Origin of the sequence: Rhizobium sp. P28RR-XV, assembly GCF_012641385.1 — a bacterium.
GTDB lineage: Bacteria > Pseudomonadota > Alphaproteobacteria > Rhizobiales > Rhizobiaceae > Rhizobium.
This window is the reverse complement of the sequence record NZ_JABAIG010000008.1, coordinates 56,981-81,954: the sequence shown is the minus strand read 5'-3', so window position 1 is coordinate 81,954 and position 24,974 is coordinate 56,981. Positions and strand designations below refer to the sequence as shown.

The window sequence follows — 24,974 nt, the reverse complement described above, 5'->3', positions numbered from 1 at the left end:
ATTGCTTCCCGGCAACGCCACCGCGATTTTATCCAGAATAATCAGTCTCTTGAGAGTGCCGCCACGGGATCGAGCAACGACGCGTTGCGCGCCGGCAGGTAGCCGAACGTAAGGCCGATGGCGCAGGAGCAGGTGAAGGCGAGGATGATTGAACCCGCCGAATAGACCAAAGTAAAATTGGATCCAAAATAATTGAACGCGGCACCGAAGCCAAGTGCCGTTGCAATGCCCAAAGCGCCGCCGAGCAGACAAACCAGCACGGCTTCAATGAGAAATTGCTGCAGGATGTCCTGGCGTCTTGCACCGACTGCCATGCGCACGCCGATTTCGGCAACGCGTTCGGATACCGAGACGAGCATGATGTTCATGACGCCGATGCCGCCGACCAGCAGCGAGATGACGGCGATGGACGAGATAAGCAGAGTCATCGTCCGAATGGTGCTCGTGATTGTCTGACGGATATCGTCGGTATTGAGGATGAAGAAATCCCTGGTGCCATGGCGACGTTCCAGAAATTGCGTCACCGCCGCCTCGGCTGTCGAGCTATCGGCGTCGTCAGCAACACGTACGGTGACGCTGCGCAACGACATGTCGCCAAGGAAGCGGGCTTGTACGCCGGTATAGGGAAGGTAGACCGAAAGATTGTCGCTGGAGCCGAAGCCTCCCTGCTGCGCGGCGATAACACCGATGACGCGCGCGGGGACCTTGCCAACGAAGATCGTCTGCCCGATCGGGCTGAGGCCTTTGTCCGCAAACAGCGCCGTCGCGGTGTTTTGATCGATCACCGCATCCTGCGTCATTCCTCGGACGCCGTCGGAATCAAACAGCTGGCCCGCGACCAGTTTTGATCCTTTCACGGAAAAATACGCGTCGCCGACGCCGTTGATCAAAGCATTTGCCTCCGTCGCACCGAATCGCACGGTGTTGCTGGTGGACACGGTCGGCGTGATGGCGGCGACATAGGTGAGCTTTGCCAGCGCATCGGCATCGGCAACCACCAAAGTTTTTATGCGTCCGGACCGGGTATCGCCGAAGCTCTTGCCGGGAAAGATCTCCAGCGTGTTCGTGCCGAGGCTGTTGATATTTGCCAGAACCTTTCGCTGCGATCCCTCGCCAAGCGCTATGACGCTGACGACCGACGCAATGCCGATAATGATTCCCAGCATGGTCAGAAAGGTACGCAGCCGATGTGCTTGCAGTGCAAGCATCGCCATCCGGAACGCTTCGAGTAGCCGACCCGTCATTTCACCCCAGCCCGACTTGCCGGCGCGGGTCTCGGCAAGGGAGGCTTGGGGTTCCGCCGTTTCGTTTCGCGTCCGTCGGTCGGCGACTATGCGACCATCGGAAATTTCGATGATACGGTCGGCGCGCGAAGCGACATTCATGTCGTGAGTGACGATGACGACCGTATGCCCCTCGGCATGCAGCTCGCCGAGAATGCGCAGCACCTCTTCACCGCTCTGCCGATCGAGCGCACCGGTCGGCTCATCGGCAAGAATGACATTGCCATTGTTCATCAAGGCACGCGCAATCGAGACGCGCTGCTGCTGGCCACCGGAAAGCTGGCTCGGCCGATGGCTGCCGCGCTCGCCCATGCCGAGACGTTCAAGCAGGGCGATAGCACGTTCACGTCTCGTCTCGCTCGGCCGTCCGGCATAGATCGCCGGTACCTCGATATTGCCGATTGCCGTCAATTCCGACAGCAGATGGTAGCGCTGAAAGATAAAACCGAAATGTTCTCGCCGCAGCCGGGACAGGGCATCGCTGTCGAGGCTATGCGTATGCACGCCAGCGATCGCGTAGGTGCCGCCAGTGGGGCGATCGAGCAGGCCGATGATATTCATCAGGGTCGATTTTCCGGAGCCGGAAGGCCCGACGATGGCAACCATCTCGCCTTCGGTTATCGACAGATCGACATCCTGCAACACCGCGATAGTGCGGTCGCCCGATTGGTATTCGCGCCGCACGCGCCGCAATTCGATGATGGGGGAGGGCACGGCTTAGAATCCCATGGGCGGCGGCGGGCCGCCATTGCTGCTGCTCTTCGTCGTCGTGGCGCTCGCCTCGCCGATAACGACATTCTCACCCTCCGATAGGCCGGACCGGATCTCGGCGGAGACATTGTTGTTGAGGCCGACGGTGACCTTGCGCTGGTTTCGCTTACCATCGTCGCCCAGCGTCTGAACGACATAGGAACCGTCTGCCGACCTGGCGCCCAATGCCGAGGAGGGGATGGTGAGCACATTCTTGGCCTCGCCGAGCACGATGTGAACTTCGGCCGACATGTAGGTTCGGAAATATTTCTCGCGGTTGGGCACCGCGAAAACCCCGTTGTAGTAGATCGCCGAGGACGAGGACGACGATGTCGTGCTGCTGCTGGAAGACGAAGTGGTGGTCGAGGAGGTGACGCTGCTGTCACTGGTGATCGACTCCGGTGCCGGTTCGATCGATTGCAGCGTGGCGTCATGGCGCGTGCCGGGATCACCCAGAATGGTGAAATAGAGAGGCTGTCCGGCCTTGACCTTGACGACATCGGCTTCCGATATTTCAGTGCGGACGATCATCGTATCAAGCTGCCCCAGAATGACGATGGTCGGCGCCGATTGGGCCGCATTGACCGTCTGGCCCTGCTGGTTGACGATGGCAAGCACGGTGCCGTCCATCGGCGCCGTGATGCGCGTGTAGGAAAGATTGGCGCGCGCCGTTTCGACCGCAACTTCGGCCGAGGTGATCTGCGCATCGAGAGCCGCGATCTGCGCGGTGATCTTCTTAACGCTCGCTTCCGCGCTATCAAGGTCGGCCTTGGAGCCCGCCTGATTGCGGAATACCGTCTGCTGGCGGACGAGCGTGAGCTGTGCGTTCGCAAGATCGGCCTCGCTTTCCTGACGCTGTGCCTTGACGTTTGCGAGGGAAGCCTGCGCGGTCTTCAGGTCGTTGCTTTGCGTGGTCGAGTCGATTTCGGCAACCAGCGTATCCTTCTTCACCGTATCGCCGAGCTTGACGTGAAGCGCGGTAATCCGCCCGGAAACCTGTGCACCGACGGCAACCAGTTTGGTTGGCTTGAATGTGCCGGAGGCGAGGACCGCCTCCTCGACATTGCCGCGTGTCACCGGCGCGGTGATGGCGGATGATGTCTGCCGGTCGAAGTAGCCATGCCAGAAGAGGATGACGCCCACGATGGCAAGTGCCAGCACGCCTGCGAGCGCCGGACGTGCCAGCTTGATACGCCGGCGTGACGGCGACTTTGCCGGTGCTGGATTTTCGGCGCGCTTGGGATTGATGGTCGTTGGCGCTTCGCGATCTAAGATGTTCAGCATGGAACTACTTGGCCATCGTTAGGTGCGGGCCGGTATTGGTATCGACCACCGCAGGTTTGGAAACATCGACCTGCCCGTCCCAGCCTCCGCCGAGCGCCTTGTTGAGCGAGATATAATCGGTGGCGATCGAAGCCTTGCTTTGAATGACGGACTCCTCGGCGCTGTAGAGCGAACGTTCGGCATCGAGCACATCGAGGAAATCCGTGACGCCCGCCTGGTTCAGCGTGCGCGAGAGATCCGATGCACGGCGATAGGAGCTGCTGGAAGAAACGAGCTTGGCATATTTCAGCCGCTCCTGAGTGAGGGACACGACTGCGTTCTCGACATCTTCCATGGCCGAAAGCACGGCCGACTGATAGGCGATGAAATATTGATCCCGCTCCGCCTTGGCGACATCGACGGCGGCCTTCAGCTGGCCGCCCTGGAAGATCGGCACCGTCAGTGACGGGCCGAACGTCCATCCGATGGAGGACTTTTTCGCCAGATCGCCGATATTGGCGGCCGACGAAGAAATGTCGCCCGTTAGCGAGATGGACGGATAGCGATTGGCTTCAGCCTGACCGATCTTCGCCGTGTATTGTGCAAGTTGCCGCTCCGCGAGACGGACGTCCGGCCGAGACGTCAGGATATCGGCCGGAATACCGGTCGAGATATTCATCCTGGGGCTCGGAATGGAGCCGCCCGTCCTGAGCGTGTCTTCAAGCGTGGCCGGCGGCTTGCCCAGCAGCACGCTCAGGCGATGGACCGCTTCCGCATAGGAGATTTCGTAGGTCGGAATATCCGACTCGGTGCTGCTGGCGAGAGCGTCGGCCTTGGCCGAGTCGACGCCGGTGGCGCTGCCTGCCAGATACTCCATACGCGTCAGGGCTGCGCTCTTGCGTTGGGATACGGCGGTGCGCTTGGCGAGATCGCGCAGAGCCTGGTATTCGCGCGCCTGGACATAGTAGGACGCGACGTCGCCGATCAATGTCAGCATGGTGTCGCGTAGCTGCTCGTCGGCAGCATCGACACCATATTTTGCCGCCTCGGTGGCGCGCTTGTTGCCACCGAAGAGATCGAGCTCCCAGCTGGCGTCGAAACCGCCGTTATAAAGCGTGGAGAAGGTCGCGTCGGTGGTGCCGCTTGATGCGGCCGACGTGCGTGTTCGCGTCCCCGAACCGGTTCCCTCGACGCTCGGCAGCAATGCGCCTTTCTGCTCGCGGTAGGTGGCGCGCGCTTCGCGGATTTTTGCCTTGGCCGTCGCCACATCCAGGTTGCTGGCCAGCGCCGCCTCGATCAGTGCATCAAGCGTCGGATCCTTGAGTTGCTTCCACCATTGGGACAATCGCGGCGCCTTCGAAGGCTTCGTTCTGGCTTTGCTGCCCCAATGCGACGGCATGGCAAGGTCGGGTGTCCGGTAATCCGGGCCGACGACGCAGCTTGTCAGCATCCCGGCAAGTGCGGCGGCTATGGCTATATTTGGCAAGCTTTTGCTTGCACGCGAACATGTCGACAAGATTTTTATCCCTGCTCAATTGGTCTTTGCGCCGGCTTTTGCCGATCCTCGTGCAGGCGACGGACAGTCGGCTTTTCCCGCCGAAAGGGCGGATCTTGCACGCGAATGGTCCGGGAGCGCCGGGCGGGGCGCTCCCGGACCATTCAGCCCCAGAGGGGCTACTCCTTCCAACCGACAAGGGCGTCCGGGGGGAATCTCGATCGATTGGAGGCGGAGAGGAAATGGTCTGGATCGACTAAGCAGCGGGGTTTTCCCTGATCGAACCTCTATTGCGGTCAGCGGAATGCAAGAGGGCCGGGAACGAGCGATCGTTCGACATCCTCAAGCCTTGCAAGCTGATCCGCCGTCAAAACTTTGCGGAGAGCCGTCGCCTTGTCCTTGAGGGCAGTTGCCTTGGCCGCACGATCAAGAACGCCATCGGCGACACGCTCGCCAAAGAGCTCAGTCGGCTTGTCGTCATCGTGATCGGGCTGCCGCGCGGCATCGTCATTGGCGGGCGGCGGGCCAGGGGGCCGATGCTTTGGGAAGGCCAGAAAATCCGTGAGCGCGCTGGTATAATCCCTCCAGGCATCAAGCTGAGCGCTGCGAACGCCGATCAAGGTTTCCATCGCCGACAACTTGTCCGCCAGTTCCAGGGCCGGATTTGGCGGATGAGGAAAGCCACGCGGCGGCATTGGCATGTCTTCGCCAAAGGCCATCATCGGGCCTTGGGGAGGTGGACCGGGGAAGCCCCAACCTTCCGGCGACATGTGAGCCGGCGGTCGTGGTGATGCCATCTCGGCGACCGGTGGGGTCTGAGCGTCCAGCGTAACGGCCGGCTCGCCGGCAAGTGCCGAAGCGGCGATGCCGCCGATAGCCGTTATCAACAAAGTTGCGACGATATGTCGTTGCCTCATGATCAGTGCCTTCATTACGATTGACTGATGCTGAGGCTAGCGGGACCGTATGAACGCAATACGTCCTGATATTTCCGAATGTTTCCCGCCGGGGGAATGTTGCGAATGAAGTTTGCCAGGAGCCTGGCGGCAACAATTTATTACAACTTTTCTTGACGGAACACGCGGGGAGCGAAAACTGCAGCCACGTCAAGAATCGATCCAAAATCGATACCGCTGCGGGTCATGAGGCAGCGATTTCTGCACAAGCGAGCACGCCTATGAAAAGAGCCGCATCGAGTGTGCGGCTCCTTCCTGGATGTTGTCGGCATGCCGGTCCCGGGCGGCCCGGCAGCTTCTATTCCTTGCCGGTCGCAGCGGCTGATGTCGATTGACCGGCTTCCTTCAAGGCAGCCGCACATTCCTCGCAGCACACCTCGACTGATTTGCCGCCGAGATTGACCTTGATCGTATCTGCGCCGAGTTCGCAGTCACAGGCAGCGCATGTTGTTTTCTTCATGTCGTGATCCTTTCCTCATTGATCCCCCACAGGGGCAAGATCAGGAAATCACCGATCGAGGCATATACGCTGTCGGAATCTTTAGCGAACCGTGTAGCGCTTCGGCTTCAATTGCGCTGAGCGCTGAAACTCCGCCGGCGTCAGCCCATAGGTCTGCTTGAAGGCGGCGCTGAAGTGGCTATGGCTGGAAAAGCCGAGATCGAGTCCGAGCATGGTCAGGTCGTCATAGGAACCGAGAAGATCGAGCGCTCGCGCCAGCCGCAGCCGCAATTGATAGCGATAGAGCGGAATGGCTTCGACCTGCTGGAAAACCTGCGTCAGATATACCGGCGAGACGCCGACCTCCTTGGCGATCTCGGCAAGCGTCCACCGCCGGGCTAGATCAGAGGACAGGACGAGTTTCGCCCGATCGACCAGTTTCTGCCGGCCGAAGCTTGCGCCTGCCTCATGCGAGGTACTCTCGCCGAGCGAGCGGCGCACCAGCGTCAGTGCCAGTGTTTCGCCCTCCAGGCTTTCGGCTATGTTGCGGCTGAGCCCGTGGCGAAGCATCGCCACAAGCGCTTGCGCTCGCGGGTCGATGCGGCGGCGCTGGCGGCGGAAGACGACGCCTTCGCCGGATTGTATCTGTTCCTTTGGCGCGAGCTCATGCAGCATGGCCTCGTCGATCATGAGATCTAGACAGGAATCGCCACCCTCGACGGGGTGGCTGATCCTGTAGTCCTGGCCGCGATTGAAGAAGACAACCTGATTGGCTTCCGAAACGGCCTCGCTTTGACCGACATGGCGCTTGAAGACGCCGCGATAGGTATAGACGAGGCTTGTCTTGTGGGCGCATTCCTCATCGCTCTTATGCCGACAGTCGCCATTGCAGACGACATCGCGGATGAGGACCGTTTTCGTCTTCAGCAGCACGGCTGTCGAAAATTGTAGCATGCCGTAATCCTCATCCCACCGTTTGGGCCGGTTGCATGTCGTGAACTTAGCACGTTCTGATTCATCTTTTTAGTAGCGGCTGTAAATATGCACATCGCTTCCGGCTTGCCCGCGAGAAAGCCCTATATCCTTCAGCTGATCGTCCGAAAGCTCGAGCAGCGCATTGCGGTTTCTTCGCTCGGCCATTTTGCGCGCGAGGATACGCATCAGATCGACGAAGACCGAAGCTGGTTTGCGCTGGACCTTGCGGACGGCGTGGCTGCATTCGGAAAGAATTGTGATGTTTGCGACTTGCATGGCGATACTCCACGGTTTGTTTCGATGGAGCCAGTGAACCATTGGAACCGCATCCGCGCTGTCAGATAATTTAGCGATCGGCGAGGCGGCTGAGTCGGAGAGCGCTATATGGCGAAAGCGCCAAACAGTCGTGGATAGCCCTGTGGCGTCAATATTTTCATTGTCGACATCTTGCCCACAGCGGCAATAGTGTCGAAGCCGACTAGCATAGGCCAAGGTTACTGAGGAGAGTGAAATGTCGTGGCAACATCCCGCACCCCGGATCACCGAACAGGAAAGGCACGAACGCCTTTCGCGGCTTCGCCAGCTGCTCGATGCGCACGGACTAGCCGGCATGCTGCTCGGGCCGACCGAAAGCCTGCGTTATTTCACCGGGCTCGTTTGGCATGCGAGCGAGAGATTTCTGGGGGCACTCGTGACGCCGACCACCCTCTCTTACATCGTCCCCGGTTTCGAGCGCAGCCGCGTGGAGACGCTGCCGCATCTGCCGGCCGAAATCCTCGAATGGCAGGAAGAAGAGAGCAGTGTGGCATTAATCGCGCGTGTCCTTGGTAGTTCGGGCATTTTGGCACTTGACGACAACATGCCGCTCTACTTCTACAACGCATTGGCGACCGAGCTTGGGGCCGAAAGGCTGGCCAATGGCGGACCGCTCATCAACAGCCTGCGCCGGATCAAATCTGTCGCGGAAATCGCGCTTATCCAATATGCGATGAACTTGACGCTCGATGTGCACAAGCAGGCCCATGCCTTGCTCAAGCCGGGAATCCGCGCCTCGGACGTGGTCGCGTTCATCGACCAGCGGCATCGCGAGGCAGGCGCCCATGGCGGATCGACCTTCTGCATTGTGTCCTTCGGCGAGGCGACATCGCTTCCGCATGGCGCAGACGGCGATCAGACGCTCGGCGAAGATGACGTCATCCTGGTGGACACGGGCGCACGCATCGACGGCTATCATTCCGACCTGACGAGAACATACAAGCTGAAGGCCGGTGACAGCGCATTTGAAGACGCATGGGCGATCGAGCGCGAGGCGCAGCAAGCGGTTTTCGAGGCCGCGAAGCTCGGTGCTGCCTGTTCAAGCCTAGATGATGCGGCACGGGCCGTACTGGCGAAACATGCACTCGGCCCCGACTACAAGCTGCCGGGCTTGCCGCACCGCGCCGGCCACGGCCTCGGGCTGGACATCCATGAGGAGCCCTACATCGTGCGCGGCAATGCGACGGCGCTTGCGCCCGGCATGTGCTTTTCGAACGAGCCGATGATCGTCTTTCCGCGGAAATTCGGCATCCGGCTGGAGGATCATATCTACATGACGGCGGACGGCCCGCGCTGGTTTACCCAGCCATCCAAGGGGCCGACCGAACCTTTCGCCTGATGGGAGAAACCAGCTCGGCGCTCTGGCGCCGGGCAATGCCCGATATCGGCTTTCGGCATTAGCCGAAACTCTTACCCCTGGAACGGGATGGTGCGCCCGGGCTGCTTTGCCTGCTCCTTGGTATAGGAAACGCCGTGAACCTTGAGGCCCTGTGCGTTGAGCAGGGTAATGATCCCGCCCTTGTTGGATAGGGTGACGGGCGACCGGATTTCGATCACCTGCGTCGCTCCGGCGGTGATCGAACCGCTGAGCACCATCGCATTTTTCTGTTTGTCCTTGATCTGCCAGCCGGTGAGGTCGACCGGCACGTCGGCGGTATTCAGCAGCGTGACGGTTTCCCGCTCGGGCGTCTTCACGTCGTTGACATAGGCAGCGATAATGCGCACCAGCCCATCCGGGACATCGAAAGTGGGAATGGCGTCGCGATCGACCGGCGTGTGCGGCAGGTTCGGATGATCTTGATCCCGCGGCACGATGACGGACCCGTCCACATCGTCCGAGTGCCATGCCTGCGTCTGGAATTTCATGAAGATCGCAACCCATTGCTGCTCGCGGGGAAATTCCAGTATCAGCCCGCCGTCCTGCCAGGGGCCGTTCTGCGAGGCATATTTGCCAGACGGGTTGCCCTGGTTGAAATGAATGTCGTGAATGCCGCGGCCGGGCTTGAAGCCGAAATACTGATCGGCCTTGTCGTTCTCCGGTCCCCAGGTCTCGCCGAAGGCGTAGATCATTGCCTCCTCGTCTGACATGGCGCGCTGAATGTAGCTATCGATCTTTTCGTTGAGATCATTATCCGGACCTGCCGCCGAGATCGGAAGTGGTTTCAGTTCCCAGGGCTGCATGAGATTGCCGCGGATGAAATCGAGCGCGACGCCGCCCGGCCGGCTTGCTGTCGCGTGCAAGCCCTCCGGCAGCTCCGCCAACTGCGCGGTGATCGGGTGTTCGAAGCGGGAGCGCACGAGGAATTCGACCTCGCTTCCATCCTGCGAACGCACATTGATGGCGATGCGATACGGCGTCCCGTTCTCCGAAACCAGCACCTGATAATGCGGGCTTGAGCCGGTTGCCAATCGATTGTTGATGGGTCTGCCCTTGAGCACGGCGTAGTTGTTAAGCGGCACGACATCCTCCCTCAGTGCACATAAGCAGCACATAGTGTCGCATCAGAATGAAGCTTCTGCGACACCGGAGGAATCCATGGGCGTCCCAAGGTTTTCCCGACTTTGCGAGGCGTGCCGCGCCGCCGCGGCGATCATCTCGGCCGAACGGACAGTCCTTATGCCGCTCTTGTTCCATCCTCGCCGAAGACATGCAGATACTGCGGCGGGAAGGCGACCTTCACCTGCGGACCGGCGCTCAGTGCGCTGCGATCGAGCGTGAATACCTTGAACGGCAGGCCATGCAGCGAAAGATGCAGGATGATGCCGAAGCCCGTGGGTTCGACAAGTTCGACATTGGCGGACATGCAGGACTGATCTGACGATAGCACGACATGCTCGGGCCGAATGCCGAGCGTGACCTTCGTGCCGGCGGCCAATTTCAGCGGCTCCGAAAGCGGAACGAGCGTGCCGTCCTTGAGCTTGACGCCATTGCCTTCGTAAGTTGCATCGAGAAAATTCATCCCCGGAGAGCCGATGAAGCCGGCGACGAAGAGGTTGGCGGGACGGTCGTAGAGTTCCAGCGGGCTGCCGACCTGCTGCACCACCCCGCCATGCATGGCGACGATCCGGTCCGCCAGCGTCATCGCCTCGATCTGGTCGTGGGTGACATAGATCGACGTCGCCTTAAGATCGCCGTGCAACCTCTTGATTTCGGCGCGCATCTGCTCGCGCAAGCGAGCGTCGAGGTTCGACAGCGGCTCGTCGAAGAGGAAGGCTTTCGGCTGCCGCACGATGGCGCGGCCCATGGCGACACGCTGACGCTGGCCGCCCGAGAGCGCCTTCGGCCGGCGTTCGAGCAGCGGATCGAGACCGAGCTTTGTGGCCGCACCGGCGACCGCCTTGGCGATGTTATCCTTCGCCATCTTCCGCAGCCGCAGGCTGTAACTCATATTGCCGGCGACATTCATGTGCGGATAAAGCGCATAGGACTGGAACACCATGGCGATATCCCGATCCTTCGGATGCAGCTCGTTGACGCGGTTGTCCGCGATGCGGATCTCGCCGCCGCTGATGTCTTCGAGGCCGGCAATCATCCGGAGCAAAGTGGATTTGCCGCAGCCGGAGGGGCCGACGAGGACGACGAATTCGCCGTCCTTGATCCTGAGATCGATGTCGTGCAGGACTTGCACATGGCCATAGGCCTTCTTGACGTTCTGAATATCGATCGATGCCATATGACTAACCCTTGACCGCGCCGGCCGTCAGGCCCTGCACGAGATAGCGTTGGATGAGCAGGAAGAAGAGCGCGGCCGGAATGAGCGCCATGACGCCCGCCGCCATCATCTGCCCGAAATCCACGGAGAATTTCGAGACGAAGGTGAGAAGCCCGACCGGGAAGGTCGCTGCCTGGTTGCCGTTGATCAGCATGAGCGCGAAGAGCAGCTCGCTCCACGCCGCCGTGAAGACGAAGCCGAGCGTTGCCGCGATGCCGGGCAGCGTCAGCGGTAGGATGATCTGCCTGAAGGCGGTGAACTGCGTCGCGCCGTCGATCATGGCAGCCTCCTCCAGATCCTTGGGAATGCCGTCGAAGAAGGACTGCATCAGGAAGGTGGCGAAGGGCACGTTGAATGCCGTGTAGACGATGACAAGGCCGGTCAGGCTGTTGGTCAGATGCAGTGGCGAAAGGATTTTGAAGATCGGCGCGACGAGCATGACCAGCGGAAACATCTGGGTCAGCAGCATCAGCGCCACGATCCAGTATTTGGCGCGGAAATTGAAGCGCGAGAGCGCGTAGCCGGAGAGCGACGCGCAGATGGTGACGGCAATCGCCGTCGAGGCGGAGACGATCAGGCTATTCTTGAAGAAGGTCGGGAAGTCGCTGTGCTGCAGCACGAAAGCATAATGTTCCCAGGTCGTGCGCGAGGGCCACATGCGCACGCCTTCGGTATAGAGCAGGTCGTTCGGCGTCACCGAGACCTTCAGCAGCCAGAAGAGCGGAAAGAGCGCGAAGACGACGTAGCAAAGAATTGCCAGGCGATGCGCGATGGTGGGAAGGACGGATCGTCTCATGGCTCAATCCTTGTTCAGCAGGGTCTGCCGCAGCAGGATGATCAGCATGGAATAGGTGAGAAGAAAGACCAGCAGCACCAGCGCGATGGCCGAGGCATAGCCGAAATCCAGTCGCTTGAAGGCCTGCGTGAAGATGTAGCTGGCGACGATCTGCGTGCGATCCGCCGGTCCGCCACCCGTCATGACGACGATCAGGTCGGCGAAGTTGGACACCCAGACGGTACGAAGGAGAACAGTGATGGCGATGGTCGGTGCCAGAAAGGGAAGCGTGATCGAGCGGAAGCGCTCGAACCAGCCGGCACCATCGATCGATGCCGCCTCATAGAGATCGCGCGGGATGGCCTGAAGTGCGGCCAGAAGCGTAATGGCGAAGAAGGGGATGCCCCACCAGACATTGGCGACGATCGGCCCCCACATGGCGTAGTGTGGATCGGACAGGATGTTACCAGGCTCGCTCATCAAGCCCAAGGCATAGAGCCAATGCGGTATCGGACCGATGACCGGATTAAACAGCCACGACCAGTTAAGGCCGGCCAGAAACGATGGTACCGCCCAGGGCAGGAATACCAGCGCCTGCACGATCGACCGGCCGAAAAACGGTTTGTCCAGCAGCAGCGCCAGGATCAGCCCGAAGATGAACTGCAGCGCCACGGAGGCGCCGGTCCACCAAAGCGTATTCTTCAGCGCCCAATAGAACGCCGTATCCTTGGAGAGATCGCGAAAGTGCTCCAGACCGATGAAGCCGCCGGAAAACGGATTGAGCAATTGAATATCGCGGAAGGCGTAGGATATGCCGATTGCCAGCGGCACCAGCATCACGGCGATGATGAGAATGAGGGCAGGGGCGCTGTAGAGATAGGGCTCCGAGGCGTCGGCGAGGCGCTTCAGCCACGGCCTGCGGTCGTGACGCCTGTCGAGCGTGTCGGTGATCGAAGTCATCTGCAAAAGTTCCCATTCGCGGCGTTCGGACACCGTCTGTTTCAAGTGGGCAGGAGAGGCGGCGGATCGCTCCGCCGCCGCATGTAAGACTTACTTCTTGGCGAGGAATTTCTGCTGGGCCTTGGTCAGATAATCGGCCCACTGGTCGGCGAGATCCTTGGCCGAGATATCGCCGAGCAGCGCCTGCTGCGAAGTCTTGATGGCGAGCGAATCCTTGAAGAAGGCGAATTCTTCAAGATAGGTCGGCATGACGGTCGGAACCGTATCCTTGTCGGCCAGTTCCTGGAACCAGCCCTTGAACTGATCGCCGGCATAGAAGGGGTCCTTTTCCGCAGCCGTGTAGGCCGGAAGCGCACCGATCTTCTTGTTCCATTCCAGATTGCCTTCCTTGCCTTCAAGGGTTGCGATCAGCTTCCAGGACAGATCCTTGTTCTGGCTTGTCGCGAACATCGACCAGCCGGCGTAGCCGATGGTCGGGAAGGATTTCCCGTCCGGACCCTTCGGCAGTGGTGCTACGCCAAAGTCATCCTTGTTCATGCGTTCCGCGACAGCGATCAAGGCATCCGGGTCCTGGTCGAGGAAGGCGCAGGTGCCGGAATAAAAGCCGGCGACGACTTCGTTGAAGCCCCAGTTGACGCTGTCCTTCGGCGCATAGCCCTTCTTGTAGAGATCGACCATCCACTCGATGCCCTTGGCCCAGCCGGGGCTGTTCATCGTCGATGTGCCGTCATCCTTGAAGTATTTGTTGTCGCCGGCCATGGAGGCGGCGAAGATCATCCAGCCGTTGAGACCGCCCGGACCGCCGCGCATGCAGTAGCCGTATTTGCCCGGCAGTTTGGAGACGGCTTCGGATGCCTTGACGAACTCGTCCAACGTCTTCGGCGGTTCGGCGATGCTGGCCTCCTTCAGGAGCTTCTTGTTGTAGAACATGGCGCGCAGATAAAAGCCGTAGGGCAGCATATAGGCGGTATTCTTCACGTCGCGGCCGAGTTGGAGCGCGCGCGGCGTCAATTCACTCGTATGCTCCCATTTCGCCAGGTACGGCTCCAGACTTTCGAGCATGCCGTTATTGCCGTAGAGCGACAGCCAGGTGTCCGGCATTTCCATCACGTCCGGCGTGTCGCCGGCCGAAACCATGGTCGCGAATTTCTGGAAGGCCTCGTTCCAGGGCAGGGAGATGATGTCGACCTTGGTGCCGGGATTTGCGGCCTCGAACTTGGCGACGATCGACTTGAGCGTTTCGGTACGCTCCGGGCTGGTGATGACTTCGACGAGCTTCAGCGTCGTATCGGCAAAAGCGGTGCCCGTCATCATGGCGGTGAAGAGTGCTGCTGTTATCAGTCTTTTCATGTTGGTTCCCCTTTTAGGTCTTCCTCTCAGATTGACGACTTTACGAGGCGGCGGCGATCGCCTCCTCGAGCTCTTTCCATAGAGCCTCGGTTCCTTCGAGGCCGATATGGAGACGTACGGAGCGCGGATTGATGCCGAAGGTATGCGCCGAATTCGGCTGCGCCTTTTGCTGCAGCACGACTTCGCCCGGCACGATCAGGCTCTCATGCCCGCCCCAGCTCACACCCAGCTTGAAGAGCGTGAGGCGATCGGCGAAGGCGCGGATATCGACGCCCTCGCGGAAGATGAAAGAAAACAGGCCCGAGGTGCCGTTGAGGCCGGCCGGCAGCCGGTTGGCAAGGCCCGGATGGCAGACCTGCTCGACGGCATCAAGCTCCTGCAGCCGCTTGGCGATCGTCATCGCCGCCGCCTCATGCGCCTTCATGCGGATCGGCAAGGTGCGCAGGCCGCGGATCAGAAGCCATGCGTCGAAGGGCGAAAGCTTGCCGCCGAGATAGGGATAGGCTTCGGCCTTGATGCGCGCGATCATTTCCTTCGAGCCGGCGACGACGCCGGCGACCACGTCGCTATGTCCGCCGAGATATTTTGAGGCTGAATGGACGACGAGGTCGACGCCGAGCTTCAGCGGCTGCTGGAAGTAGGGCGTGGCCCAGCTGTTGTCGATCATCGAGACGACGCCATGCTGCTTGGCAAGTGCTGCCAGCGCGCCGACATCATGCGCGTCCATGACCCAGCTGGTCGGGCTCTCCATGTAGAAGACCTTGGCGCCGGGAAGCGCCTTGGCAACGGCCTCCTCATCGCGGCCGTCGACATAGGTCACCTCGACCTTCATGCGCTTCAGAACCGTGCCGAAGAGGCGGAAGGCATCGGGATAAACATGCTTGACCGCGACGATGCGGTCTCCCGGCTCGACGAAGCTCAGCACGGCCGATGAGATCGCCGCCATGCCGCTGGCAAAACCGAGAGCATCCTCGGCTCCCTCGAGCTTTGCCAGCATCTCCTCGAACATGCGCACCGTCGGGTTAAGGCCGCGCGTATAGATCGGCCGTACCTTTTCGCCGCGATAGGAGGCGATCATCTCGTCGTAGCTGGAGAAGGTGAAGAGCGACGTCTGGAAGATCGGCGGCACCACGGCCTCGGCGAAATTGCCGTCGTCATGGGCTGTAATAAGGGACGCAAGTTCGAACGGCTCTAGCCCGTCAGTCATTTGGACATTTCCTTGATGTCTTCCTCGACAACGTCGAGAATTTTCAGTGTTTCGGCGCGCGCCGCCTCGGGATCCTGGTCGACGATCGCGTTGAACAGCGTGCGATGATAAGGGAAGGACCGACGGGCGAAATCCTGCCGATCAAAGGGATGATCCCAGAAGCGTTCGAAGGTTTCGCGCATCTGTTCGAGAAGCTGCCGGAACAGCGGATTGTGCGTGGCGTCGTAGACCGCCAGGTGAAAGGCAAGATCCTCCGGGCCGGACGTGCCCTTGGCCATATGGACGCGCTCCATCTCGTTGAGCTTCTCTTCGATGATGACGATATCCTCGTCCGTGCGCTTTCTCGCCGCCACCATGCCGGCCTCGCATTCGATGCCGCGGCGGACCTCCAGCGTCTGCAGCAACGCATCGCGCAGGTGCGGCGGATCGAGGGAAAGCGGCATGTGGATGGTCGCCTTAGAAACCGGCTTCAGCAGATAGGTGCCGCTGCCTTTGCGCGTCTCCATGACGCCGAGCGCCTGGAAGTAGGTGATCACCTCGCGGATGGTCGAGCGCCCCACCGAAAGCGCCGCCATCAGCTCGCGCTCGGTCGGCAGCCTGTCGCCTGCCTGCAGCTTCGACGATTCGATGAAGGTCGACAGCGCGTCGATGACTTGTCGCGTCCGGTCGATGGAAGGGAGAGGTGTCAGCATCGGTTTGGTCATGGTCGATAAATTGGTCTGACATCTGCCATCAGGTCAATCTCTTTTTCAAAAGACGCGCTTTTTTCCGTGCCTGCAATTCGAGAGGAAGGACATCGAGCTGTGAGGCAGATCGTTCACGGCCTTCAAGTGCAGCGACGGCACTGCTAGAAGGAGGCGAATGTGAGTCCCGGATTGGAAGAGAATGGCCGCGCGAGATCGATATTCACGGAAGCTGGAATGCGCGAAATGCGCTCATACCGGATTTGCCGAGGTTTCCGAAACCGACGACCGCTGGGCTCCCAGCCGGGATTTCAAGGTAGATGACATGCCCGGTGGCTTTTCCACCGAACGTCCATCACCCGATCCGCGCAAGCATATGATGCGCTGCCGTTGCGGCTCCGTATTTCCTTTCGAGCAGGACACGGCCTATGCACCCGGCGGCGAGCCGCGCCGCTGAACAAAATGCGAGCAGAAAAGAAAAAAGCCTCGCACGGGCGAGGCTAAGCTTGTGCCGCTCCGGGGAAATCGGAAGCGACGCGGCGTTCTTAATAGCCGCTCTCGCTCTCGGCTAGGTCAGTTTTGCCGATAACGGTACGCTTGCGTAAAAAAGCTCTTCATTCGTGAACCCCGCTCGGGAGGTGGTGGAAAAATATCGGCAAGCATTCCTTCCCTTCGCTTGAAGGAAACGCCGTCGATCTCAAGGAAGAGCACCCTTGCTCATAACGAGAAACACAGGGGAAAACCATTATACCGTGCAACATTGTTCAGCTACCGTTCATTTTCGCGCACGCAAAAAGGCAATCGCCGCAACGCCTTGCGGTTGTCGAGGCTCGGCGTCCGATTGGCTTTCGGGCCTGTCGCCGAGCCTCGCAAATACTGAAATGAGCTTGGATATGGGCATGCGGCTGCTTCGCGCTTTCGTCGACTGGATCCTGCGCCGCCGCCAACCGCGGCTGCAGCAGGAAGTTGCTCAACATTCCGCCGATGATCCGTGGGTTCTTCAGCAGATCGAAAAATTCGAACGGGAATTGAAGCGGTAGAGGCATCGCGACGCGACCGGCCTCATCTGCTAGCTTTCGGGTGACAGCAGGCGCGCCTGCGGGCGCGTGAAAGTCTGCTTGCCGTTCTTCCAGCCGGCGATCGGCTGCCGGATCTCGCGAACCAGCGACAGCGAATCGACCGCATCCACCACCACGATATCGGCTTGGGCACCCGGCTTGAGGCCATAGTCACGCCCCATCACGTGCGCGGGATTGATCGTGACCATGTCGAACGCTGCAGCGATGTCTTCGTCCCGCGATAGCTGGGCGATATTGGCGAAGAAATTGGCCATGCGGGCAAGCGAGGCATCGCCAAAGGGGGTGAACGGGTTGAGGACATTGTTTGTCCCGACCGTTACGGTGACCCCATTGGCCGTCAGCAGCATCGCCGGGGCAAGGCCGCGCGGGATAAGATGATCGCTGTCCCGGCCAAGCAGGAAGAGATCGGTCGCAGGCAGAATGGTTACCGCAATCCCCGCATCGGCAAGACGCGCGGCAATCTCGCCGGCCTTGGTCGCCGGCATGGCCGCAAGCTTGGTGGCGTGGCCGATGGAAACGCGGCCGCCATAGCCCCGCCGTTTCGTTTCCGCCAGCACGGCGGGGATTGCGGAGCCCTGTGGGTTGAGGTCGAAATCGAGATGGAAATCGACATCGACATCATGGCGTTCCGCTAGATCGAAAATCCGGCTGATATGAGCCAGAGGATCGGGATCGGTATAGGGGCAGCCGCCGACGAGATCCGCTCCCTTGCGCAGTGCATGATTCAGCATGCCCGCCGTCTCGGCCTCGTTTGTCAGCCCTTCCTGCGCGAAAGCGCAGACCTGAATATCGATCGCCCAGGCATAGGCGCGCTTGATCTGCTTGATTGCCTCGAATGACCGATAACCGGCGCGTGGGTCGATCTCGACGAAGGTCCGCATTGCCGTGGTGCCGTTGACGATCGCGTTCTCGACCACGCGAGCGGCGCGCGCATGGACATCCTCGACTGTGAAGGCGGCCTTTGCCTTGGCCGTCTCACGGACGGCCTCTTCCAGCGTGCCTTCGCATATGAAGCAGCGATCGAGAATGCAGGCCTTATCGAGATGGATGTGGCCATCGACAAAGCCGCCGAAGGCCAGGCAGCCGCACATATCGCGACGCGGCGCATCCGCAATCAACTCATGCTCGATCGCGGCAATCCTGCCATCCTTGATACCGATATCGAAACAACCCTCCCGCCTGGCGATGCGGACATTCGAAATCACCAGATCGAGCATTAAACTGCCTCGTTCACTAGAGGGTGGGATAGGGGTCTGTCTTATGGGTTAGTTCCGCACGACAGCGCCGTTCCTGGCGACGAGCTTGCCGGCCTTGAATACGGACCGTCCCTTCGGGACCGCGACGACCGCCTCCGGCACGTGTTCCGCCTTCAGCGTTACAAAATCGGCTTTTGCGCCAACGCGCAAGCCATAGTCCTTGAGCCGCAATGCCTTGGCGCCACTTTCCGTAACGACGTCGAAGGCGGCCTTCAGCTCATCGTCCGTGTAGAAGCCGGAACGATAGCCGATCATCATCGCGCGCCCCAGCATGTCGCCATCGCCGTAGGGCCACCACGAATCGCGAATATTGTCGCTGCCGCTGAAGACGGTAACGCCAGCCGAGCGCAGCAAGGCGACGGGCGGGAAGGGGTGAGCGCCCGGTGCATTGGTCATGATCGAGACCCCGCTCGCGGCGATGAGTGCCGCCGCCCGCTTTGCGGCGTCGACGGAAAGATCGCCAAGCCCATAGGCATGGCTGATCGTGACGTGTCCGCCCATGGAGAGTTCACGGGTTCGGGCGCAGATCTGTTCGATGGTGAAGAGGCCGAGCGTGCCGCCTTCGTGAAGATGGATGTCGATATCGACACCGCGCTTTTCGGCGACGCCGAAAACGACGTCGAGATGCTTTTCAATATCGCGGTCGAAACTCGCCGGATCGAGCCCTCCGACAAGGTCTGCGCCCATGGCGATCGCCTCGTCTAGAAGCTCAGGCGTGCCAGGGCTTTTCAGGATGCCGCTTTGGGGAAAGGCAACGAGCTGGATGTCGATCAGCTCGCGATATTCCTCGCGCACGGCAAGAATAGTCTCGAGCGATTTCAGCCCGACCGAGCCATCCACCATGACATGGCTGCGCATATGCGTGCTGCCATTGGCGATGCAGAGGTCGAGCTGGTTTCTGGCTCTTTCGTTCATCGGCGCGGCCTGCGCCATGTTTTGTGCCTGAAACGCGACGCGTTCATGAACGTCGAAGCCGTTGGTGCACGGCTTGTGCGGTATCCATGCGTCACCATAAAAGCTGGTGTCGAGATGGATGTGTCCCTCGAGGAAGCCTGGAACCACCAGTGCGCCTTCGAGGTCGATAGTCTGAGATGTGGAGACGGTTGCTCCGGCCTCCTCGATCGACACGATGTGGCCATCCGCGACGCCGATGTCTTTGGTAGAGCCGTCAGCGAGCTTGGCCCGGGCAAACAGGGTTTCGATCGCGCTCAATTTTTTCTCCTTGGATCTATCGCTGACGACCTGAGTGGGAGCGGTCTGTAAGACGATCGTCTCACCGCTCGAACGCTTCTTTCAGGCCGAAGCTTTTGCGCTCGCGTAAGTCGAGATCGGCTTCGATATGCGCGATATGATGAAGCATCAGGCCACAGGCCGTATCGACGTCCTTCTGCTCCAAAGCGGTGATGATGTCGCCGTGCTCGGAATGGCCGCAGCTGGAGGCGCTCGATTGTCCGTAGAGTGCGATCACCAATGATGAGCGGGCGACCAGCTCCTCCATGAAGCGCTGCATGATAAGATTGCCGGAAATGGCTGCCACCATCAGATGGAAATCACCCGAAGCCTTGATCTCGGCCCGGCGGGCGGACTGACCGCGCTCGCCCATCAGCCGACCTTCCTCCAGGAGAAGCTGCCTCAGCTGCCTCAGCTGAACCGGGGTGATCCGCTCGGCCGCCGCTTTCAATATGCCCGGCTCCACCAGGCGACGCGCGGCGAATATCTGCCTGGCTTCCTCGGGCGATGGATAGGCGACGAATGCGCCCCTGTTTTTTTCGACGCTGACGAGACCCTCGTAGGAAAGCGCCTGCAGGGCGGCGCGCGCCAGAGTGCGGCTGACATTGAACAGGCCGCCGACATCGCTCTCGGACAACTTCGTGCCGGGTGCAAGCCTGCGTTCGACGATCGCGTCGCGAATGGCGTCGCGGATCTGCTGTGCGCCGGTCTCCGCGGAATCGATGGGAGTCAGAAACTCGTCTGCTGAAGAATTCATAATCGCTTACCTGAATGGTTGGCAAAAATGATAGCCCGGTTTCGGGCCGAAGTTAAACGAAATCTGATGCAAAGATGATGCTAAATTGTATACAATAATTTGCACAAATCGAGCACAATAGCCTATTTGATGAGCAGATATCGGACTGCCCCAAGAAGGGCAAGAATTCCTTTTCTCCGGAATAAGGCAGGCATCTCAGTAATTTAGTGCGCTGCAGCGAAACTGGCACGATTGATGCAATGTCTTTCCCAAACCAAAGGGGAAGATGATGTCGAAAGCGGCAGAGATCGATATAGTGTCCGTTTCGAAGGTCTATGGGGCGACCACGGCTGTTCACGCGATCAGCTTGAAGATACCGGCAGGCTCCTATTGCTGCTTCCTTGGTCCGTCCGGCTGCGGCAAGACCTCGACCCTGCGCATGATCGCAGGCCACGAAGACATTTCCTCCGGCGACATCCGCCTTGGAAATACCGTCGTGACGGACTTCCCGCCCGCCAAGCGCGGCACGGCGATGATGTTCCAGTCTTACGCGCTGTTTCCTCATCTCGACCTTATCGACAATGTGGCCTTCAGCCTGAAGATGAAGGGTATCGCAAAGGATGAGCGTCGTGCCAAGGCGCTCGAAATGCTGAAGCTCATGCAGATGGAGGCCTATGCGACCCGGCGCCCGGCGCAGCTTTCAGGCGGCCAACAGCAGCGTGTCGCGCTGGCGCGCGCGCTAATCACCGATCCGGAGGCGCTGTTGCTGGACGAGCCGCTATCGGCGCTCGATCCGTTCCTGAAGATCCGCATGCGCGCCGAGTTGAAGAAGCTGCAGAAGACATTGGGCATCACCTTCGTCCATGTCACGCACAGCCAGGAAGAGGCGATGGCGCTCGCCGATATCATGGTCATCATGAATGATGGACGGATCGAGCAGGCCGCTTCGCCGCGGGAGGTTTTCGAGCACCCCGCAACGGCCTTCGTCGCACGCTTCATGGGCGACCATAATGTCCTGTCGGGCCGGGTAACGTCGAGCGATGACGGCGTCATCACCATGACCGTGCCGGAAGGGCAGGGCTTTTCCGTAAAAGGGTCAGGACGCCGGAGCGGCGAAGCCGCTGATATCGCCATCCGCACCGATCGTATCCGGCTTTCGCAGTCCGACAACAAAGGACTCGGTTTCAACGGCGTGGTCTCCAATGTCGAATATCGCGGTGCGACCCTGAAGATCACCGTCATCGGCGCAGGCAGCGACGATTTCACCGTAATCGCAAGCAACGACGATGACGCCGCCAAATCCATAGCGGTCGGCGATGCCGTCTCATTGAGCTGGGCTCAGGAGGACGCGATCCTTCTGGGCCGTATGTCCGCATGAAAATCCGAAGCATCAAAAAAAGGGGAACTGACATGACGACTGAAACCAAGACTACCAAGACGACGAAAGGCATTTCCCGCCGCTCGCTGCTGAAGACCGGCGCCGCCGCTCTCGGCGCCATGGCCGGCTCCGGTGCCATCACCGGCTTTCCGACCATCTGGGCGCAATCGAACATCACACTGCGCCAGTTCGGCACCGGCGTTTCGAACATCAATGCCATTGCCGAGAAGTGCAAGGCCGATCTCGGCATTACGCTTGAGATGACCGCGACCGATTCCGATGCCGCTGCACAGCGAGCCGTGACGCAGCCGAACAGCTACGATATCGCCGATATCGAATACTGGATCGCCAAGAAGGTGTTTCCATCGGGCGTATTGCAGCCGATGGACGTCAAGAAGCTCAAATATTACGACAAGATCGTGCCGCTCTTCATCAACGGCAAGCTGAAGCCCGACAGCGTCATTGCCCAGGGCACGGCGCCGCATACGGTCGGCTTCGTCGAGGGGCAAAGCTCGAAGAAGTTCGCCAAGGAGCCGACGCAGTGGATGACGATGGTTCCGACCATCTACAACGCCGACACGCTTGGCATCCGTCCCGATCTCACCGGCCGTCCGATCACCAGCTGGGCCGATATTCTCGATCCGGCCTTCAAGGGCAAGACCGCGATCCTCAATATCCCGTCGATCGGCATCATGGACGCCGCGATGATCATGGAAGCTGCCGGCAAGATCAAATATGCCGACAAGGGCAATATGACGAAGGCCGAAATCGACAAGACGATCGACTTCCTGATCAAGACCAAGGGTGACGGTCAGTTCCGCGCCTTCTGGAAGTCCTTCGACGAAAGCGTCAACCTGATGGCATCGGGCGAAGTCGTCATCCAGTCCATGTGGTCGCCGGCGGTTGCCGCCGTACGCTCGAAGGGTATTGCGTGCACCTTCCAGCCGCTCAAGGAAGGTTATCGCGCCTGGGGCGGCGGTCTCGGCCTTGCCTCGCATCTCAAGGGTGCCCAGCTCGACGCGGCTTACGAGTATATCAATTGGTACACCTCCGGCTGGGTTGGCGGCTACCTCAACCGCCAGGGCTACTATTCCGCCTGCATGGACACCGCGAAGGGTTTCATGTCCGCCGACGAATGGGGCTACTGGATCGAAGGCAAGCCGGCACAGGGCGATATTCTGTCTCCGGAAGGCAAGGTCATGGAGAAGGCCGGCGCCGTTCGCGACGGTGGCTCGTTCGAAGCCCGCATGGGTGCGGTCGCCTGCTGGAATTCCGTCATGGACGAAGACCGCTACATGGTCCGCCGCTGGAACGAATTCATCGCGGCATAAACTGCGTCCATCATCTCCTCTCCCCGTTCGCGGGGAGAGGCTCATCAACGGAAAGGCCTGAACATGGCGACGATCGCTTCCTCGGACGCGGGGCAGGAAACACCAAAAGCTGGACGTGGATTTGGCGTGCCTGCCTGGGCCGTGGCCTATCTGCAGGCGACTCCGCTCTTTCTGATCCTCGGCTTCTTCTTCCTGCTACCGATCGCGATGATCGGCATCGTCAGTTTCTGGGACTATGACTTCGCCAGTCTTTATCCTGCCTTCCTGACCACGAACTATACCGACACGTTGGGTTCATGGGTTACTTGGAAAACCTACCTCAACACATTGAAATTCACTGCTATTGTCTGGGCACTGACCCTGTTCATCGGCTTCTGGGTCGCCTATTTCCTCGCCTTTCATATCCGTCGCACCTCGACGCAGATGATCCTGTTTCTCGTCTGCACGGTGCCGTTCATGACCTCCAACATCATCCGCATGATCTCGTGGATACCCGTTCTCGGGCGCAACGGGCTGGTCAATTCGACACTGATCGAGATGGGTCTCATTCCAAAGCCGATCGAATGGCTGCTCTACTCCGATTTCGCCGTCGTGCTGGCCATGGTGCACCTTTACACGCTGTTCATGGTGACGCCGATCTTCAACACGCTGATGCGCATCGACCGCTCGCTGTTCGAGGCCGCGCGCGATGCCGGAGCTAGCGGATGGCAGGTGCTCTGGAATGTGGTGATACCACTCGCCAAGCCGGGAATAGCGATCGGTAGCATCTTCGTCGTCACGCTCGTCATGGCCGATTTTTCAACTGTGCAGGTAATGTCCGGCGGCCAGAGCGCTTCCATCGCCTTGATGATGAAGAACCAGATGTCGCTGCTGCAATATCCGGCCGCCGCCGCCAATGCCGTCATGTTGCTGATCGTCGTCCTGCTGATGGTCGCAGCCATTCTGCGCGTCGTCGATATCCGCAAGGAACTTTGAGATGAACCACGAAAAGCGCAGCCTCGAATTCTATGTCCTGGCAATCTTCTTCGCCATTTTCGTACTGTTCCTATACGGCCCGCTGTCGGCGATCGTCATCCTGTCCTTCCAGGGGCCAGACGGTGGGCTGACTTTTCCTTTGAACGGCGTGTCGCTTCATTGGTTTGCCAATCTCTTCGAGAAGCAGGCGGTCGGCGATTTCGGCGCTTCGTTCCAGCGGTCGCTGTTACTCGGCGTGATGGTCATGCTCGTGACCGTCGTCGTGTCGCTGCTGGCGGGGCTCGCCTTTCGCCGCCGTTTTCGCGGATCGACATTCCTGTTCTATGCGACCGTTGCGAGCCTCGTTGTGCCGTCGATCATCATTTCGCTCGGGATCGGCGTAGTCTTCCAGCAGGGCGGTCTTGCGCCCGCCTGGTATTCCTCGGCTTTCGGCGCGCACCTGACCTGGACTTTGCCTTTCGGCGTGCTGATCATGTTCGCGGTCTTCAACCGGTTTTCGCCGGCCTATGAAGAAGCCGCTCGGGATCTCGGGGCCAGCCCCTGGCAAACCTTTCGCCACGTCGTGCTGCCGATGATCGCGCCGAGCCTGATCGGCGTCGGCCTGTTCGGCTTTACGTTGTCCTATGACGAGTTCGCTCGCACCTTGATGACATCGGGCACCTACAACACCCTGCCGCTTGAAATCTACGGGATGACGACGAACGTGACGACGCCGGTGCTCTATGCGCTCGGAACGGTGACGACGCTCTTTTCCTTCACCATTATCCTGCTGGCGCTTGCCGTCATGACCATGCTCGGCCGCCGCCAAGCCAAGAAAAGTTGAGA

General features: G+C 59.9%; 24 protein-coding genes. 7 read left to right on the top strand and 17 right to left on the bottom strand.

From position 1 onward, the window contains the following. Window positions 1-41: 41 nt before the first annotated feature. The 7 genes from HGP12_RS17990 to HGP12_RS17960 form a co-directional block, all read right to left on the bottom strand. Window positions 42-1,997 carry a MacB family efflux pump subunit gene (locus HGP12_RS17990; RefSeq protein WP_168879550.1) on the bottom strand — a complete coding sequence of 652 codons (1,956 nt, stop codon included), beginning with the start codon at window positions 1,995-1,997 and terminating at the stop codon, window positions 42-44. A gap of 3 nt (window positions 1,998-2,000) precedes the next feature. Continuing rightward, on the bottom strand, window positions 2,001-3,317 hold the full coding sequence (locus HGP12_RS17985; protein ID WP_246703467.1) for an efflux RND transporter periplasmic adaptor subunit: 1,317 nt from the start codon (window positions 3,315-3,317) through the stop codon (window positions 2,001-2,003). Window positions 3,318-3,321: 4 nt separating this feature from the next. Further along, window positions 3,322-4,746, bottom strand: a complete 1,425-nt coding sequence (locus tag HGP12_RS17980; RefSeq protein ID WP_168879613.1) for an efflux transporter outer membrane subunit — start codon at window positions 4,744-4,746, stop codon at window positions 3,322-3,324. A 341-nt stretch (window positions 4,747-5,087) separates the two neighbouring features. After that, on the bottom strand, window positions 5,088-5,708 hold the full coding sequence (locus HGP12_RS17975; RefSeq protein ID WP_168879549.1) for a hypothetical protein: 621 nt from the start codon (window positions 5,706-5,708) through the stop codon (window positions 5,088-5,090). A 337-nt stretch (window positions 5,709-6,045) separates the two neighbouring features. Beyond that, entirely contained in the window at window positions 6,046-6,207 is a 162-nt protein-coding gene (locus HGP12_RS17970) for a hypothetical protein (protein WP_168840170.1), read from the bottom strand. Between the two features lie 81 nt (window positions 6,208-6,288). Further along, the gene (locus HGP12_RS17965) at window positions 6,289-7,140 is read right to left on the bottom strand and encodes a helix-turn-helix transcriptional regulator (RefSeq protein ID WP_168840169.1); all 852 of its coding nucleotides are present in this window, start codon (window positions 7,138-7,140) and stop codon (window positions 6,289-6,291) included. Window positions 7,141-7,209: 69 nt separating this feature from the next. Further along, window positions 7,210-7,437 carry a DUF1127 domain-containing protein gene (locus tag HGP12_RS17960; protein WP_168879548.1) on the bottom strand — a complete coding sequence of 76 codons (228 nt, stop codon included), beginning with the start codon at window positions 7,435-7,437 and terminating at the stop codon, window positions 7,210-7,212. 235 nt (window positions 7,438-7,672) lie between these two features. Here HGP12_RS17960 and HGP12_RS17955 point away from each other — a divergent pair, with 235 nt between their 5' ends. Continuing rightward, window positions 7,673-8,815: a M24 family metallopeptidase gene (locus HGP12_RS17955; protein ID WP_168879547.1), complete on the top strand. Its 1,143-nt coding sequence runs from the start codon at window positions 7,673-7,675 to the stop codon at window positions 8,813-8,815. 71 nt (window positions 8,816-8,886) lie between these two features. Here the strand turns inward: HGP12_RS17955 and HGP12_RS17950 are convergent, their stop codons facing one another. The 7 genes from HGP12_RS17950 to HGP12_RS17920 all read right to left on the bottom strand — a co-directional run bounded on the left by HGP12_RS17950 (window position 8,887) and on the right by HGP12_RS17920 (window position 16,173). Continuing rightward, window positions 8,887-9,936, bottom strand: a complete 1,050-nt coding sequence (locus HGP12_RS17950) for a DUF2278 family protein (RefSeq protein ID WP_168879546.1) — start codon at window positions 9,934-9,936, stop codon at window positions 8,887-8,889. 155 nt (window positions 9,937-10,091) lie between these two features. Continuing rightward, window positions 10,092-11,150, bottom strand: coding sequence for an ABC transporter ATP-binding protein (locus HGP12_RS17945; protein WP_168840166.1), 1,059 nt, complete (start codon window positions 11,148-11,150; stop codon window positions 10,092-10,094). A 4-nt stretch (window positions 11,151-11,154) separates the two neighbouring features. Beyond that, window positions 11,155-11,985, bottom strand: coding sequence for a carbohydrate ABC transporter permease (locus HGP12_RS17940; protein ID WP_168840165.1), 831 nt, complete (start codon window positions 11,983-11,985; stop codon window positions 11,155-11,157). Window positions 11,986-11,988: 3 nt separating this feature from the next. Beyond that, complete coding sequence (locus tag HGP12_RS17935) at window positions 11,989-12,924, bottom strand: carbohydrate ABC transporter permease (protein WP_168879545.1); 936 nt, start codon at window positions 12,922-12,924, stop codon at window positions 11,989-11,991. Window positions 12,925-13,014: 90 nt separating this feature from the next. Next, a complete protein-coding gene (locus HGP12_RS17930) occupies window positions 13,015-14,274 on the bottom strand; it encodes an ABC transporter substrate-binding protein (protein ID WP_168879544.1) in 1,260 nt (419 codons plus the stop codon). Between the two features lie 40 nt (window positions 14,275-14,314). Further along, window positions 14,315-15,481, bottom strand: a complete 1,167-nt coding sequence (locus HGP12_RS17925; RefSeq protein ID WP_168879543.1) for a PLP-dependent transferase — start codon at window positions 15,479-15,481, stop codon at window positions 14,315-14,317. Then, a complete protein-coding gene (locus HGP12_RS17920) occupies window positions 15,478-16,173 on the bottom strand; it encodes a FadR/GntR family transcriptional regulator (RefSeq protein WP_168879542.1) in 696 nt (231 codons plus the stop codon). The genes HGP12_RS17925 and HGP12_RS17920 overlap by 4 nt, the downstream gene beginning before the upstream one ends. 193 nt (window positions 16,174-16,366) lie before the next feature. On the opposite strand from HGP12_RS17920, the gene HGP12_RS17915 reads away from it, so the two are divergent. Continuing rightward, window positions 16,367-16,621, top strand: a complete 255-nt coding sequence (locus tag HGP12_RS17915) for a hypothetical protein (protein WP_168840160.1) — start codon at window positions 16,367-16,369, stop codon at window positions 16,619-16,621. Between the two features lie 442 nt (window positions 16,622-17,063). Next, window positions 17,064-17,204, top strand: coding sequence for a hypothetical protein (locus HGP12_RS17910; protein WP_168879541.1), 141 nt, complete (start codon window positions 17,064-17,066; stop codon window positions 17,202-17,204). Window positions 17,205-17,233: 29 nt separating this feature from the next. Here HGP12_RS17910 and HGP12_RS17905 read toward each other — a convergent pair whose 3' ends face one another. The 3 genes from HGP12_RS17905 to HGP12_RS17895 all read right to left on the bottom strand — a co-directional run bounded on the left by HGP12_RS17905 (window position 17,234) and on the right by HGP12_RS17895 (window position 20,486). Further along, window positions 17,234-18,460, bottom strand: a complete 1,227-nt coding sequence (locus tag HGP12_RS17905; protein ID WP_168879540.1) for an amidohydrolase family protein — start codon at window positions 18,458-18,460, stop codon at window positions 17,234-17,236. Between the two features lie 48 nt (window positions 18,461-18,508). Beyond that, window positions 18,509-19,711, bottom strand: a complete 1,203-nt coding sequence (locus HGP12_RS17900) for an amidohydrolase family protein (protein ID WP_168879539.1) — start codon at window positions 19,709-19,711, stop codon at window positions 18,509-18,511. Window positions 19,712-19,772: 61 nt separating this feature from the next. Next, complete coding sequence (locus HGP12_RS17895) at window positions 19,773-20,486, bottom strand: GntR family transcriptional regulator (protein WP_168879538.1); 714 nt, start codon at window positions 20,484-20,486, stop codon at window positions 19,773-19,775. A gap of 268 nt (window positions 20,487-20,754) precedes the next feature. Between HGP12_RS17895 and HGP12_RS17890 the strand changes: the two genes are divergently transcribed. The 4 genes from HGP12_RS17890 to HGP12_RS17875 all read left to right on the top strand — a co-directional run bounded on the left by HGP12_RS17890 (window position 20,755) and on the right by HGP12_RS17875 (window position 24,972). Continuing rightward, window positions 20,755-21,843, top strand: a complete 1,089-nt coding sequence (locus tag HGP12_RS17890) for an ABC transporter ATP-binding protein (RefSeq protein ID WP_168879537.1) — start codon at window positions 20,755-20,757, stop codon at window positions 21,841-21,843. 32 nt (window positions 21,844-21,875) lie between these two features. Beyond that, a complete protein-coding gene (locus HGP12_RS17885) occupies window positions 21,876-23,174 on the top strand; it encodes a PotD/PotF family extracellular solute-binding protein (protein ID WP_168879536.1) in 1,299 nt (432 codons plus the stop codon). 63 nt (window positions 23,175-23,237) lie between these two features. After that, on the top strand, window positions 23,238-24,149 hold the full coding sequence (locus HGP12_RS17880) for an ABC transporter permease (protein WP_168879535.1): 912 nt from the start codon (window positions 23,238-23,240) through the stop codon (window positions 24,147-24,149). Window position 24,150: 1 nt separating this feature from the next. Beyond that, window positions 24,151-24,972 (top strand): ABC transporter permease, encoded by an 822-nt coding sequence (locus HGP12_RS17875; RefSeq protein ID WP_168879534.1) that lies wholly within the window; start codon window positions 24,151-24,153, stop codon window positions 24,970-24,972. The last annotated feature ends 2 nt before the right edge of the window (window positions 24,973-24,974 follow it).